1 protein-coding gene is annotated in these 16,175 nt (G+C 69.2%); it reads left to right on the forward strand.

The genetic code is table 11. The annotated features are described in order from the left end of the window. Positions 1 to 6 precede the first annotated feature (6 nt). Positions 7 to 16,140: an SDR family NAD(P)-dependent oxidoreductase gene (locus tag ACIP5Y_RS36740; protein WP_400357032.1), complete on the forward strand. Its 16,134-nt coding sequence runs from the start codon at positions 7 to 9 to the stop codon at positions 16,138 to 16,140. Positions 16,141 to 16,175: the final 35 nt, after the last annotated feature.

Raw genomic sequence — 16,175 nt, forward strand, 5'->3', positions numbered from 1 at the left:
GCAATAATGACGAAGCCCGACGATAATATTGAGAAACTGGCTCAGGCGCTACGCGTTTCACTCAAGGAGACCGGACGGCTGCGCGCCCGCAATCGCGAGCTCGACGCGGCGCTTCGCGAACCCATTGCGATCGTAGGCATGGCGTGCCGGTATCCGGGTGGGGTCGGTTCTCCCGAGGAACTGTGGCAGCTGGTCGCGGAGGGGACGGACGCGACCTCCGAGTTCCCGGTGAATCGTGGCTGGGACACCGAACGGCTCTACGACCCCACCGGTGCGGCACCGGCCTCCACCCTCACCCGTCAGGGTGGATTCCTGCACTCCGCGGGCGAATTCGATCCGGCGTTCTTCAATATCAGTCCCAATGAGGCCAATGCGATGGATCCGCAGCAGTTTCTGTTGCTGGAGACTTCGTGGGAGGCGTTCGAGCGGGCGGGTGTGGACCCGGGCTCGTTGAAGGGCAGCCGGACCGGTGTGTGGGTCGGCATGATGTACCACGATTATCCGTTCAATACGAATCTGGGCTCCTATTCCTCCGGCCGAGTTTCGTATGTGCTCGGCCTGGAGGGCCCGTCGGTCACCGTCGATACGGCGTGCTCATCGTCATTGGTGGCAATGCATTCCGCGGCGGCCTCGCTGCGGTCGGGTGAATGTGATCTCGCGCTGGCCGGTGGTGTCGCGGTAATGGCCACCCCGGAGACGCTCGTGGAATTCAGTCGCCAGCGCGGGCTCTCGCCGGACGGACGGTGTAAATCGTTCGCCGACAGCGCCGATGGCGTGGGCTGGTCCGAAGGCGTCGGCGTGCTGGTGCTGGAGCGGTTGTCCGATGCGCAGCGCAACGGCCATCAGATCCTCGCGGTGATCACCGGTTCGGCGGTCAATCAGGATGGTGCGTCCAATGGTCTGACCGCGCCGAACGGTCCGTCGCAACGGCGAGTGATCCGGCAGGCCTTGACGAATGCCGGGATCTCGCCGCTCGACGTGGACGTGGTCGAAGCCCACGGCACCGGTACCACGCTGGGCGATCCGATCGAAGCGCAAGCGCTGCTTGCCACTTACGGGCAGGATCGTGAAGCCGATCGTCCGTTGTGGCTGGGGTCGTTGAAGTCCAATATCGGTCACGCGCAGGCCGCGGCCGGTGTGGGCGGTGTGATCAAGATGGTCATGGCCATGCAGCACGGGGTACTGCCCCGGACACTGCACGTGGATCAGCCCTCCAGGAAGGTGGATTGGTCCGACGGGCATGTGCGGTTGCTGACCGAGGCAATGCCGTGGCCGGAGGCGGATCGGCCGCGCCGTGCGGGTGTGTCCTCCTTCGGCATCAGCGGTACGAATGCGCACATCATCCTGGAGCAGGCTCCGGTCACCGAGCCGGTGACGGACGAGGCGACGACTCGGACCCGTGGATTGCTGCCCTGGGTGGTTTCGGCGCGTAGCGGCGAGGCCCTCGCCGGCCAGGCCGCACGCCTGGCATCCCAGGTGGCAGAACATGATTCGGATCCGGTGGATGTCGGTTTCTCGCTGGCCGCCACGCGTGCCGTTTTCGAGCATCGCGCCGTCGTCCTCGCCGAGGACGGAGATGGTCTGCTGGCGGGCGTACGGGCGCTGAGCCGCACCGAGACGACTCCCGGTCTGGTGACCGGTCGCGTGCTGCCGGGCTCGACAGGTCTGGTGTTCTCCGGACAGGGCGCACAGTGGGCCGGTATGGCGGCCGAGCTGCGGGCGGCGTGCCCGGTGTTCGCCGAGCACTTCGACGCGATCGTAGCGGAGCTGGATCCGATGCTGGGGCAGTCGGTTTCGCTGAGTGCGGCGTTGGCGAGCGAGGACCTGGTCGATGCGACGGTGTTCGCGCAGGCGGGCCTGTTCGCGTTCGAGGTGGCCTTGTTCCGTCAGCTCGAATCCTGGGGTGTCCGTACGGATGTCGTGGCGGGACACTCGATCGGTGAGGTGGCCGCCGCCCATGTGGCGGGAGTGTTGTCGCTGACCGATGCGTGCGTGCTGGTCGCCGCGCGCGGCCGGTTGATGCAGGCCCTGCCCGAGGGCGGAGCCATGGTCGCCATCGGCGCTGCCGAGGCGGATGTGCTGCCGTTGCTGGCCGATGGGGTGTCGATCGCCGCGGTCAACGGCCCGTCGTCCGTGGTGCTCGCCGGTGCCGACGACGCGGTGTCGGCCGTGGTCGAGGCATGCGCCGAACGTGGCTGGCGCACGCATCGGTTGCGGGTCTCGCACGCTTTCCATTCGGCGCTCATGGAGCCGATGCTGGCCGAATTCGACTCGGCAATACAGGGTTTGACGTTCAATCGGCCGAGCCTGCCGTTGGTGTCCACGGTGACCGGTGTGCGGGTGACCGACGAGATGTCGGACCCGTCGTATTGGGTCGGCCAGGTTCGGGACACCGTGCGCTTCACGGCCGCGGTCACCGCGATGGTGGATCTGGGTGTGTCCCGCTTCGCCGAGGTCGGACCCGATGCCGTCCTGACCCCGATGATCGCCCAGACTCTCGAAGCCGGGTCCGCCGCGCTGGCGCCCTTGGCACGCCGAGACCGGGCCGACCTGTCCACCGCGCTGCGTGGGGTGGCCGGGTTGTTCGTCGCCGGGGCCGAGGTCGATTGGGCCGGTTTCTACGCCGGAACGGGTGCGCGGCGAATCGACCTGCCCACCTACGCATTCGAGCACCAGCGCTTCTGGCTCGACGCCAAGCAGATGCTGGCCCATTCCTGGCTGGGGGCCGACCTCGGCGGGATCGGCGCCGCCGGACTCGACGTGGTCGATCATCCGCTGCTGGGCGCCCTTGTGCCGCATCCGGATTCGGGTGGCGTGAGTTTCACCGGCCGGTGGTCCCTGGACTCGGTGGAATGGCTGGCCGACCACAGCGTGTTCGGCACCGTGCTGCTACCGGGAACCGGGTTCGTCGAGCTGGCCGCTTACGTCGGCGGCGTCCTGGGCTGCGATGTGGTGGACGAACTGGTCCTGCACAGCCCATTGACCCTGCCGGCCGCGGGCGGCGTCTCGGTGCAGGTGGTGGTGACCGCCGCCGATGAGGCCGGCCGCCGGCACCTGAGCGTGCATTCCCGGCAGGCGATCGAGGGCCCGTGGGTATTGCACGCCGACGGCGTGCTCGCCCCGGGCGGCGCGGACGCCGAATTCGACCTCACCGCTTGGCCTCCCACCGATGCGCAGCCGCTCGATATCGACGGCGCGTACGACGAGCTGCTGAATGTCGGTTACGGGTACGGCCCGTTCTTCCAAGGTCTGCAGGCGGCGTGGCACCGCGGCGACGAGCTGTTCGCCGAGGTCGCGCTACCGGATCCGAAGGAGGCCACGGGGTTCGGGATTCACCCGGCCCTGTTCGATGCGGCAATGCACGCCGTCATCCTGCACGGTCTGCGCGGCGGTATCGAGGGTTTCCCGGCGCTACCGTTCAGCTGGAACCGGGTGGTCGTGCATGCCTCGGGTGCCGCCGCGGTGCGGGTCCGGATCATGTTGCAGGACAACCGATTGGCCATGCACCTCGCCGATGAGCAGGGACGGCCGGTGTTGTCGGTGGGCGCGCTGGTCTCCCGGCCGGTGTCCGCCGAGCGCCTGAACGCGAATCGGGTGTCGGAGGCCTTCTTCGGCGTGGAATGGGTCGCGGTCACACCGTCATCGAAGCAGGAATCTGCTGCTCCCGAGATCGTGGTGTTCGAATGCGCCCGCCCCGACGGTGCGCCGCCGGCGGCGGCGCGGCAGCTCGTCACCGAAGTGCTCGATACCGTTCACGGTTGGCTCGCCGATCCACCATCCGCCGATTCCCGCTTGGTCGTGCTGACCAGAAACGCTGTGGCCGTTACCGATTCCGAGCAGGTGCGCCTGGACCAGGCCCCGGTGTGGGGCCTGGTGCGCGCCGCCCAGGCGGAACACCCGGGCCGGATCCACATCGTCGACCTCGAGGAAGACGGTGATGCGGCTGCGGTGCCGGCCGCCATCGCAGCGGTGGCGTCGGAACCCGAAATCGCGCTGCGCGGCACGAGCATCCTGGTACCGCGACTGACCCGGCACGCACCGGGCACGATCGCCCGGCTGACCGAGCCGGGCACCGTGCTGGTGACCGGCGGCACCGGTGGCCTGGGAGCGGTGATCGCTCGCCATCTGGTGACCGAACACGGTGTGCGCCAACTGCTGCTGACCTCTCGGCGCGGACCGGACGCTCCCGGTGCGGCCGAGCTGCGAGGGGAGCTGACCGAGCTCGGCGCCGAAGTCACCATTGCCGCATGCGATGTGTCCGATCGGTCCGCGCTCGCGGCGCTGCTGGACACCATCCCGGCCGAGCAGCCGCTGGTGGGCGTGGTGCACGCGGCCGGAACCGCCGACAACGGTCTGATCGGGTCGATGACCGCCGAGCGGATCGATCAAGTCTTCCGGCCCAAGGTCGATGCGGCATGGCATCTGCACGAACTCACCCTGGACAAGCCGCTGTCACTGTTCGTGCTGCTGTCCTCCGCGGGCGGGCTGGTGCTGGCCGCGGGCCAGGCCAACTACGCCGCAGCGAATGTCTTCCTCGATGCCCTTGCGGCGCATCGCCGCCGCGCGGGACTGCCGGCGACCTCTCTCGATTACGGCCTGTGGGCGCGCTCGAGCGGGCTCGGCGTCGAACTGTCCGAAGAGGCCTTCGAATGGATGCGCCGGCAGGGCTTCCCACCGCTTTCCGAGGCGGACGGCCTGGCGCTGTTCGATGCGGCCATAGCCACCGACACCGCCCAGCTGGTGGCGCTGCGGATCGACCCGGCGGTGCTGCGCACCCGGGGCGATGACATCCCCGCCCTGGTCCGCGCGATCGTGCCGATTCCGCTGCGCCGCAATAATCGAACCCCGGCGAGCCAGGCCTTCGCGAAGAAGCTGGCCGGACTCTCCGATATCGACCGCCGCGGCGCGCTGCTCGACCTCGTCCGATCGGTGGCCGCCGAGATCCTCGGGCACGGCTCGATCGACGCCGTCGAACCCCAGCGGGCCTTCCAGGAACTCGGTTTCGATTCGCTGGGCGCCGTCGAGTTCCGCAACAGGCTCAATGCCGCGACCGGTCTGCAATTGCCGGCCACGCTGGTCTTCGATCAGCCCAATCCGCAGATCGTCGCGGAGTTCATCGATTCCCAGCTCACCGGCGCCGGCGACGATATCGAAATCACCGCCAACCGGGCCGGCGGCGACGACCCGATCGCCGTGGTCGCGATGAGCTGCCGCTACCCCGGCGGCGTCGCCTCCCCGGAGGATCTGTGGCGGGTCGTCAGCTCGGGCATCGATACCACCGGTGAGCTGCCGGGGAACCGGGGCTGGGACGTCGCCGGCATCTACGATCCGGAGCCGGGCAAGGCGGGGCGCACCTACACACGCCAAGGGTCATTCCTCTATGCGGCAACGGATTTCGATGCCGACTTCTTCGGGATCAGCCCCAATGAGGCCACCATGATGGATCCCCAGCAGCGGGTGCTGCTGGAGGTCTCCTGGGAGGCCCTCGAACGCGCCGGTGTGGATCCGGCTGCGCTGCGCGGCAGTTCGACCGGCGTCTTCACCGGCGTGATGTACCACGATTACGGCGAGGGATCCGGCACCGGCAGCAGCACCGCGGGCAGTTTGATTCCCGGTCGCATCGCCTACACGCTGGGGCTGGAAGGCCCTGCCATGTCGATCGATACCGCATGCTCGTCATCCTTGGTGGCCATGCACCTGGCCGCGCAGTCCTTGCGGTCGGGGGAGTGCGACCTGGCGCTGGCGGGCGGTGTGGCGGTGATGGCGACGCCCGGGATGCTGCTCGAGTTCAGCCGGCAGCGGGGTCTGGCGCCGGACGGCCGGTGTAAGTCCTTCGCCGACAGCGCCGATGGCGTCGGCTGGTCCGAGGGCGCCGGCATGCTGGTGCTGGAGCGGCTGTCCGATGCCCGGCGCAATGGTCATCAGGTGCTGGCGGTGCTCGCCGGTTCGGCGGTGAATCAGGATGGCGCGTCGAATGGTCTGACCGCGCCCAACGGTCCGTCCCAGCGGCGGGTGATCCGGCAGGCGCTGGCCAATGCCGGAGTCTCGGCGGTCGACGTGGATGCGGTCGAGGCCCACGGCACCGGCACGACCTTGGGCGATCCCATCGAGGCGCAAGCACTACTGGCCACCTACGGTCAGGATCGGGCCGCGGATCGTCCGCTGTGGCTGGGGTCGTTGAAGTCCAATATCGGTCACGCTCAGGCGGCGGCCGGTGTGGGCGGTGTCATCAAGATGGTGATGGCTCTCCAGCACGGGGTCCTGCCCCGGACGCTGCATATCGATCAGCCCAGCACCAAAGTCGATTGGTCCGAGGGCCATATCCGCTTGCTGACCGAGTCGGTGCCGTGGCCGGAGGTGGACCGGCCACGACGGGCCGGTGTGTCCTCGTTCGGTCTCAGCGGCACCAACGCTCACGTCATCGTCGAACAGGCTCCGGCCGCGAATCCGGCGTCCGTTCCGGTGGTCGAGGCGGTCCCGGCCGGTGGCATCCTGCCGTGGGTGTTCTCGGCACGCACCGACGAGGCTCTCGCCGAGCAGGCCAGGCGCCTCGCCTCGCAGGTGGACGACCACGAGCCGATCGATATCGGCTTCTCGCTGGTGACATCGAGGGCGCTGTTCGAGCACCGTGCCGTGGTGTTGTCCGCTGAGCGCGACGGCCTTCGAGCCGGAATCCAAGCAGTGGGCCGCGGCGAATCGGCTGCCGAAGTGGTGTCCGGTCGTGCGATTACGGGTTCGACGGGCCTGGTGTTCTCGGGTCAGGGTGCGCAGTGGGCCGGTATGGCCACTGAGCTGCGGGCGGCGTATCCGGTGTTCGAGGCGGCGTTCGACGCGATCGTCGCTGAGCTGGATCTGATGCTGGCACAGTCGGATTCGTTGAGTGCGGCGCTGTCGTCCGATGAGCTGATCGATCGGACGGTGTTCGCGCAGGCGGGCCTGTTCGCGTTCGAGGTGGCGTTGTTCCGGCTGCTCGAATCCTGGGGCGTGCGTGCGGATGTGGTCGCCGGTCACTCGATCGGTGAGGTCGCGGCCGCACATGTGGCCGGGGTGCTGTCCCTGTCGGATGCGTGTGTGCTGGTCGCTGCGCGTGGACGTTTGATGCAGGCGTTGCCCGCCGGTGGGGCAATGGTCGCTGTCGGTGCGTCCGAGTCCGAGGTGCTGCCGCTGCTGGTCGATGGTGTGTCGATCGCGGCGGTGAACGGTCCGTCGTCGGTGGTGGTTTCCGGTGTCGAAGAAGCGGTTTCGGCTGTGGCCGAGACCTGTACCGAACAGGGTTGGCGCACACACCGACTGCGGGTGTCGCATGCCTTCCATTCAGCGTTGATGGAGCCGATGCTGGCCGAGTTCGCCTCGGCAATACAGGGTTTGACGTTCAACCAGCCGAGCATTCGGCTGATATCCACCGTGACCGGCGCCCGCGTCGAGCACGAGATGACCGACCCGTCGTATTGGGTGGGCCAGGTCCGGGATACCGTCCGCTTCGCCGATGCCGTTGCTGCGATGGCAGGTTTGGGTGTGTCCCGCTTCGCCGAAGTCGGGCCGGATGCCGCGCTCTTCCCGATGATCGATCAGATCGTCGGTGACCTCGATGTGGCCGCGACTCCGGTGGTGTTCGCGCTCGCGCGTAATGGCCGGGCGGATGCGGCGGCGCTCGCGACGGGTGTGGCCGGGTTGTTCGTCTCCGGCGCGCACGTCGATTGGGCCGGTATGTACACCGGCATCGGAGCACGGCGAATCGACCTGCCCACCTACGCCTTCCAGCGTCGGCGCTACTGGATGACCGCGCCCGCCACCGGTGACGCCCGCTCCCTGGGCTTCTCGATGACCGGGCATCCCCTGGTATCGGCGGTAGTATCGCAACCGGATTCCGACGCTATCGCGCTGAGCGGACGCCTGTCGGTGCAGACGCACCCATGGCTCGCCGACCACGCGGTCATGGACACCGTGTTGTTCCCCGGCACCGGTCTGGTCGAGCTTGCCCTGCATGCCGGTGAGCGCGTGGGTTGTTCGACGCTGGACGAGCTGCTCCTCCGGGCTCCGCTGGTGCTGCCGGAGTCGGCGGGTGTCGCGGTCCGCGTGGTGGTCGGTGCCGCCGACGAAACAGGTCGTCGCGGGGTGCGGATCTTCTCCCGCCCCGACGAAGACCTCGATGCGGCGCCGTCGTGGACGCTGAACGCCGAAGGCGCGCTCGCACCCGCAGTCGACAGCGCCACAGTCGATTCGGCGCAGTGGCCGCCCGCCGGCGCCACCGCGGTCGACCTCGAGGACGTCTACGAATCCCTCGATGCGCAGGGCTACCACTACGGTCCGGTGTTCCAGGCGCTGAAGTCGGTCTGGCGCGCCACCGACGGGCTGTATGCCGAGGTCGCATTGCCCGAGGCGGCTCGCGCGGACGCGGAGCGGTTCGGCGTGCATCCGGCCCTGCTGGACGCGGCATTGCACGCCTTGCGCTTTGCCGCCGATCCCGCGGCGGACGGAACCGGACTGCTGTTGCCGTTCGAGTGGTCCGGCGTCACCGTGCATGCGTCGGGCGCCGATGCGCTGCGCGTCCGGTACACCCCGGTCGGCGAGCGCGGTGTGGCAATGGATCTGATGGACTCGACCGGCGCTCCGGTGATGACGGTGCGGCACTTGGCCTCCCGGCCGATCGATCCCGCGCAACTCACCGCCGGCACACCGATCGCCCGCACCGCGATGTTCGATGTCAGTTGGACGCCGATGCCGGTGTCCGAGGGCGAACAGGTCCCGGATACGGTGCTGTGGGACAGCCCGGTGGGTAACGATCCCGCCGCCGTTCGTGCCGCGACGCACGGGGTGCTCGAAAGGCTGCAGTCCTGGATCGCCGATCAGGCGTCCGGCGAATCGGTGCTGGTGGTCCGGACCAGCGGTGCGGTATCCGTTGCCGGGGAGGACATTACGAACCTGGCCGGCGCCGCCGTGGGTGGTCTGGTTCGCTCCGCGCAGGCGGAGAACCCCGGCAGGATCATGCTGGTGGATACTGATTCCGAGCTCGACGGGCTGCTCGGCGGCATGCCGGCCGCGACCGAGCCGCAGGTGGCCGTGCGCGGCGGGCAGGTGTACCGGGCACGACTCACCCGGGTCGCCGCCGCCGAGACCGATTCGGCGACCGGCGTTTTCGATCCGGACGACACCGTGCTGATCACCGGCGCCAGTGGCTACCTCGGCGCACTGTTCGCCCGGCACCTGGTCGACGCGTACGGTGTGCGCCGGCTCCTGCTGTTGAGCCGTCGCGGTGCGGCCGCGCCCGGCGCTGCCGAATTGCAAACGGAGTTGCGGGATCTGGGCGCCGACGCCGAGTTCGCCGCGTGCGATGTCGCCGATCGTGACGCGCTCGCCGAGGTGCTGGCCGGCATATCTGCCACGCATCCGCTCGCGGGTGTATACCACCTGGCCGGTGTTCTGGATGACGGCGCCATTGCCTCGCTGACCCCGGACCGGCTGGATACGGTGCTGGGGCCCAAGGTCGATGCCGCCCTGCATCTGCACGAACTGACGGCCGAGCTGCCGCTGAAGGCGTTCGTATTGTTCAGCTCGGTGGCCGGCGCGGTCGGCAATCCCGGTCAAGGCAACTACGCCGCGGCCAATGCGTGCCTGGACGCACTGGCGGTGCACCGCAGGGCATCCGGCCGCCGCGGGCAGTCCCTGGCCTGGGGTCTGTGGGATATGGGCGGCGGTATGGCCGCCGAGCTCAGCGAGATCGATCGGCAGCGCATGTCCCGTTCGGGCCTGCTGCCGCTGTCGGCGGAACAGGGCCTCGCGCTGTTCGACGCCGCCGCCGGAATCGAGGCGGCGGCGCCCGTGCTCGCCCGGCTGGACCTGGATGCCATGCGCCGCACGGCCTTCGCCGCGCCCGCGCTGTTCGCCGGTCTGGTTCCCGGTCGCCGCAAGGCGGTCTCGGGTGCGGCCGCCGCGCTGCGCGCGCGTTTGCTCGATACGCCGGAGAGCGAGCGCTTCGCCGTGCTGGTCGAGATCGTCCGCGGTCAGGCCGCCGCGATTCTCGGACACCAGAACGCCGATTCGATCGCCATGGACAAGGCCTTCAACGAACTCGGGTTCGATTCGATCACCGCGATCGAGTTCCGCAATGCGCTGAAAACCGTGACCGGTCTGCCATTGTCCGCGACGCTGGTCTTCGATTACCCGTCACCGCAGGCGCTGGCGAAGTACCTGGCCGACGAGCTCACCGGCACCGGCCGCGACAACGAGGTCACCGCCAGCCGGACCGTGGGCAACGAGGCGATCGCCGTGGTCGGAATGGCCTGCCGCTACCCGGGCGGCGTCACTTCCCCCGAGGAACTCTGGGAACTGGTCCGGCGCGGTGCGGACGCGGTATCGACGCTCCCGGTCGACCGCGGCTGGGACCTGAATGGCCTCTACGATCCGGAACCGGGCCGCGTGGGCAAGTCCTACACCCGGGAAGGCGGGTTCCTGCACACCGCCGCCGATTTCGATCCGGACTTCTTCGGGATCAGCCCCATCGAAGCCACCATGATGGATCCCCAGCAGCGGCAACTGCTGGAAACGACCTGGGAGGCGCTGGAACGCGCCGGGGTGGATCCGGCTGCGCTGCGGGGCAGTTCGACCGGAGTGTTCGCCGGCGTGATGTACCACGACTACGCACAGGGCACCGGCACCAATGCCGCGGGCAGCCTGGTCTCCGGTCGCGTCGCGTACACGCTCGGACTGGAAGGCCCGGCCGTATCGGTGGATACGGCGTGCTCGTCGTCGCTGGTGGCCATGCATCTGGCCGCCCAGTCGCTGCGATCGGGCGAATCCGATCTGGCCCTGGCCGGTGGCGTGACGGTGATGGCGACCCCCGAGACCATGGTGGAATTCAGCCGCCAGCGGGGATTGTCCCCGGACGGGCGCTGTAAATCCTTCGCCGACAGCGCCGATGGCGTCGGCTGGTCCGAAGGCGTCGGCGTGCTGGTGCTGGAACGGTTGTCCGATGCGCGCCGGAATGGTCATCAGGTGCTGGCGGTGCTCGCCGGTTCCGCGGTGAATCAGGATGGTGCGTCGAATGGTTTGACCGCGCCGAACGGTCCGTCCCAGCGGCGGGTGATCCGGCAAGCCCTGGCGAATGCCGGAGTCTCGCCGGTCGATATCGATGTGGTCGAGGCGCACGGCACCGGGACGACGCTGGGCGATCCCATCGAGGCGCAGGCGCTGCTGGCCACTTACGGGCAGGATCGGGCGGCCGACCGGCCGCTGTGGCTGGGCTCGCTGAAGTCCAATATCGGTCACTCCCAAGCCGCCGCGGGCGTGGGTGGCGTGATCAAGATGGTGATGGCCATGCGGCACGGTGAGTTGCCGCGGACCCTGCATGTGGATCAGCCCTCGACCAAGGTGGATTGGTCCGAAGGGCACGTGCGGTTGCTGACCGAGGCCGTGCCGTGGCCGGAGTCGGATCGTCCGCGGCGGGCCGGGGTGTCCTCGTTCGGCATCAGCGGTACCAATGCGCACATCATTCTCGAGCAGGCCCCGGCCGTGGCGTCGGCCCAGGATTCGGCGATCAGGACCGCCCCGGGCGACGGAGTGCTGCCGTGGGTGGTCTCGGCGCGCAATGGCGAGGCTCTCGCCGGTCAGGCTTCCCGCCTGGCATCCCATGTGGCCGAACATGATTCGGACTCGGTGGATGTCGGCTTCTCGCTGGCCGCCACGCGTGCGGTGTTCGAGCATCGCGCCGTGGTGCTGGCGGCGGGGCGCGATGGTCTGCTCGCGGGTACCGAGGCGCTGGGCCGCGGCGAGTCCGTTGCGGGCGTGGTATCCGGTCGTGTGGTGCCGGGTTCCACGGGTCTGGTGTTCTCCGGTCAGGGTGCGCAGTGGGCCGGGATGGCGGCCGAGCTGCATGCGGCCTATCCGGTGTTCACGGAGGCTTTCGATGCGATCGTCGCGGAACTGGATCCGCTACTGGAGCAGCCGGTTTCGTTGAGTGCGGCGCTGTCGGATGGTGATCTGGTCGATCGGACGGTGTTCGCGCAGGCGAGTTTGTTCGCGTTCGAGGTGGCGTTCTTCCGACTGCTCGAATCATGGGGCGTGCGTGCGGATGTGGTCGCGGGCCACTCGATCGGTGAGGTCGCGGCCGCGCATGTGGCCGGGGTGCTGTCCTTGGCGGATGCGTGTGTCCTGGTGGCTGCGCGTGGCCGTTTGATGCAGGCACTGCCCGAGGGCGGCGCGATGGTCGCTATCGGTGCGTCGGAGGCCGACGTGCTGCCGTTGCTGGCCGATGGTGTGTCGATCGCGGCGGTGAACGGTCCGGCATCGGTGGTGATTTCGGGTATCGAGAACGATGTCCTGGCGGTCGCCGAGCGTTGTGCCGAACGGGGCTGGCGCACACATCGATTGCGGGTCTCGCACGCCTTCCACTCCGCACTGATGGAGCCGATGCTGGCCGAATTCGCCACGACTATCGAAGGTTTGGCGTTCGCTCGCCCGAAGATCCCGCTGGTGTCGACAGTGACCGGTGCGCGCGTCACGGACGAGATGGCCGATCCGTCGTATTGGGTGGGCCAGGTCCGGGACACGGTCCGGTTCGCCGACGCGGTCGCCGCGATGGCCGCGTCGGGTGCATCCCGGTTCGCCGAGGTCGGCCCCGATGCCGTGCTGACCCCGATGATCGCCCAAACTCTCGACACCGCAACCACAATCGCGCTGACCAGACGAGACAATGCGAACCCCACGACCGTGCTCACCGGCCTCGCCCGATTGCACGTCACGGGTTCGACGGTGGATTGGACGCGCTACTACGCCGGCACCGGCGGCTCGCGGGTGGATCTGCCGACCTACGACTTCCAGCACCGTCCCTTCTGGACCACCGGCCCACTGCACACGGGCGAGGCACACGCCCTCGGCCTGCGGGCCGATACACACCCCATGCTGGGCGCATTGGTGGCGCAGCCGGAGAGCGGGGGAGTCCGGTTCACCGGCCGCCTGTCCACGGCCACCCATCCCTGGCTGGCCGATCACGACGTGCTCGGCATGGTGCTGCTGCCCGGGACCGGATTCGTCGAGCTGGCCCTGCACGCGGGCGACCAGGTCGACTGCCCGGAACTCGCGGAGCTGACCCTGTTGGCGCCCTTGGTGTTCCAGGCCAACGGCGGCGTGCAGATCCAGGTCATCGTCGGTGCCGGCGACGAAACCGAGCGCCGGCGGCTCGATATCTACTCGCGCAAGGACGAGGACGATCCGTCGGTCCCGTGGGCCCACCATGCGACCGGCGCCGTGAGTCCGGGCCAGGCGACCGGCGACACGGGCGACTGGGCCGACCTGGTGCAGTGGCCACCCGCCGGTGCCACGGCAGTGCCGGTCGATGGCGCGTACGACGTGCTCGCCGGTCACGGCTACAACTACGGGCCCGCTTTCCAAGGCCTGGTGGCCCTCTGGCGGCGCGGCGAGGATCTCTTCGCCGAAGTGGCGCTGCCCGAACAGACCTCGGCCCAGGGCTACGGCGTGCATCCGGCACTGCTCGACGCGACCATGCACGCGCTGCCCTTCGGGCTGGCGCAGGACGTGGCCGAGCAGGGCGAACGGTCGGCTCTCGTGCCGTTCTCGTGGTCCTCGGTGCGGCTGCATGCCGACGGAGCCCGGCGGGTGCGGGTCCGGCTGCGGCTGGATCAGGGGACGGTAACCCTGACGATGGCCGATTCCGTCGGCGCGCCACTGCTTTCCGTGCAGTCCCTCGCCTTGCGCCCGTTGTCGCCCGAGCTGTTCGCGGCCGCGGCGCGGTCGAATGACGCGCTGTACGAGCTCATGTGGCGGCCCGGTCCGCAACTGCGTGCCGCGGCAGGAGTTTCCTGGGCGGACTGGGGTGCGGCGGAGCAGGCCGCGTTCCTGCTCTTCCGGCCCCCGGTCGACGGCGCCGATATGCCGGTCCGGTTGCGCGCGGCACTGCACGGCACGCTCGGTGTCATCCAGCAGTTCCTGAGCGAAGAACGCTACGCCGCAAGCACTCTGGCCGTGGTCACCGACGCCATCGCCGATCCGGCCGCGGCCGCGGTGTGGGGTCTGGTGCGTGCGGCACAGGCCGAGAACCCGGGCCGGATCGTGCTCATCGAGGCGGACGCGGAGGCAACGGCGGATCTTCTTGTGGCCGCGGCGATGTCGGGCGAGCCGGAACTGTCCGTCCACGCGGACGGAACACAGGTGCCCCGGCTCGTCCGGGCCGCGGCGCCCGAAGCGGAGCCGCGGGCGCCGTGGGATCCCGAACGGACCGTGGTGATCACCGGTGGCACCGGCGGAATCGGCAGCCACCTGGCGAAGCATCTGGTGCGCGAACACGGCGTGCGGCACCTGCTGCTGGCCGGCCGCCGCGGACCGGACGCCGCCGGTGACCTCATCGCGGAGCTCGAAACTCTCGGCGCCGCAGTTCAGGTAGTGGCCTGTGATGTCACGGACCGAGATGCCTTGCGGGACCTGCTCGCCGCGGTACCCGCGGAGCATCCGCTGGGTGCGGTCGTCCACGTGGCGGGCGTCGCCCACAATGGGCTGGTCGACACCTTGACCCCGGAGCAGATCGACTACTCCCTCGGCGCCAAGGCCGATGCCGCGTGGTGGCTGCACGAACTCACCCGCGATGCCGGACCGGCCGCCTTCGTGCTGATCTCCTCGGCGGCGGGTTCGATCCTGCCCGCCGGGCAGGGCGGCTACGCGGCGGCCAATGCGTTCCTCGACGCGCTGGCGACCTACCGTCACGCCCAGGGACTTCCGGCGACGTCGCTCGCCTACGGTCTGTGGGATATCGAAACCGGGCTGTCGCAGTGGCTCAGCCAGGCCGACCGGCAGCGCATGCGCCGCCAGGGTCTGCCGCCGCTGGCCGCGGACAAGGCACTCGAATTGTTCGATGCGGCAGTCGCTTCGGCGCGCCCGGCGCACGTACCGGTCGAGATCGACCTGGCCGCGCTACGGGCGCGTGACGCGGTGCCCGCGCTGCTCCGTGACTTGGTCAAGCGGGCCGGGCGCCGGCAGAGCGCAGGCACACAGGATGCCGGGGCCACCCGCAGGCGGCTGGCACAACTCTCGGAGTCCGAGCAGGAACAGTGGCTGCGGGCGCACATCCTCGAGCACGCCGCCAGACTGCTGGGGCACGAGAGCGTCGACGCGCTCGATCCCGAACGCGATTTCCTCGAATCGGGGTTCGATTCACTGGCGGCGATGGAATTGCGCACGGCGCTGAGCAATTCCACCGGCCTGACCTTGCCGGCCGCCGCGATCTTCGATCACAAGACGCCGGCCGCACTGGCCCGATACCTGCGAAAGGAGCTCAGCGCGGGCCCGCGCGGCGCCGAAGAGCCCGGCGCCGTGGACGACTCGTTGTACGGGATGTTCCGTGGCGCGGTGGTGTCCGGCCACATCGGCAAGGGCTTCACCCTGTTGCGCGCGGTAGCGGAACTGCGTGAACAGTTCTCGGCGGCAAGCGAATTGGGCGAGCTGCCGGTGCCAACGCGACTCGCGGCGGGCCCCGCCCTGCCACGGATCATCTGCCTGAGCCCGCCGCTGGCCACCGGCGGCGCGCAGCTGTACGCCCGGATCACCTCGCACCTGCGCGCCGCCCGCGACGTGCTGGTGCTGCCGCCGATCGGTTTCGCGGCGGGCGAGCCACTGCCGACGACGCCGGCGGCGGCCGCGGAAGCCTTGGCACGCTGCGTCCTCGAGGCGGCGCAGGGCGAGCCGTTCGTGCTGCTCGGGCACTCCTCGGGCGGCCTGCTGGCCTACCTGGTCACCGAGTACCTGGAAGCGGCCGGTGGCCCGGCGCCCGCCGGCGTGGTCATGCTGGACACCTACAAGGTGGATGACGATGGCGAGTGGCTGCTGCGTGCGATGGCCGAGCATATGGTGTCGCAGGAGGCGCTGTTCGGTCGCTTCGACCAGGCCCGCTTGACCGGTATGGGCCGGTATGTGGAGCTGCTGCAGCAAATCGTGCCCGGCTCCGTGGCCGCGCCGGTGTTGTTCGTCCAGTGCGACCGATCATTCCTGCGGGGCGCAGCGGAGCGTGAGAACTGGCAGACCCAACCGTGGGATGCGGCGCATACCGTGGTGCCGGTACCGGCCGACCACTTCACGATCCTGGAGGACGGCTCGGCGGAGGCCGCCGAAGCGATCGAGGACTGGCTCGAGAACTAGGAACAACGACCGGGTGGGCGAGCAGCCCGCCCGGT

The organism is Nocardia sp. NPDC088792 (assembly GCF_044750615.1).
Taxonomy (GTDB): domain Bacteria; phylum Actinomycetota; class Actinomycetes; order Mycobacteriales; family Mycobacteriaceae; genus Nocardia.

Coding starts and splice junctions, on each gene's coding strand:
- ACIP5Y_RS36740 (WP_400357032.1), top strand. CDS start 7: ATGACGAAGCCCGACGATAATATTGAGAAACTGGCTCAGGCGCTACGC.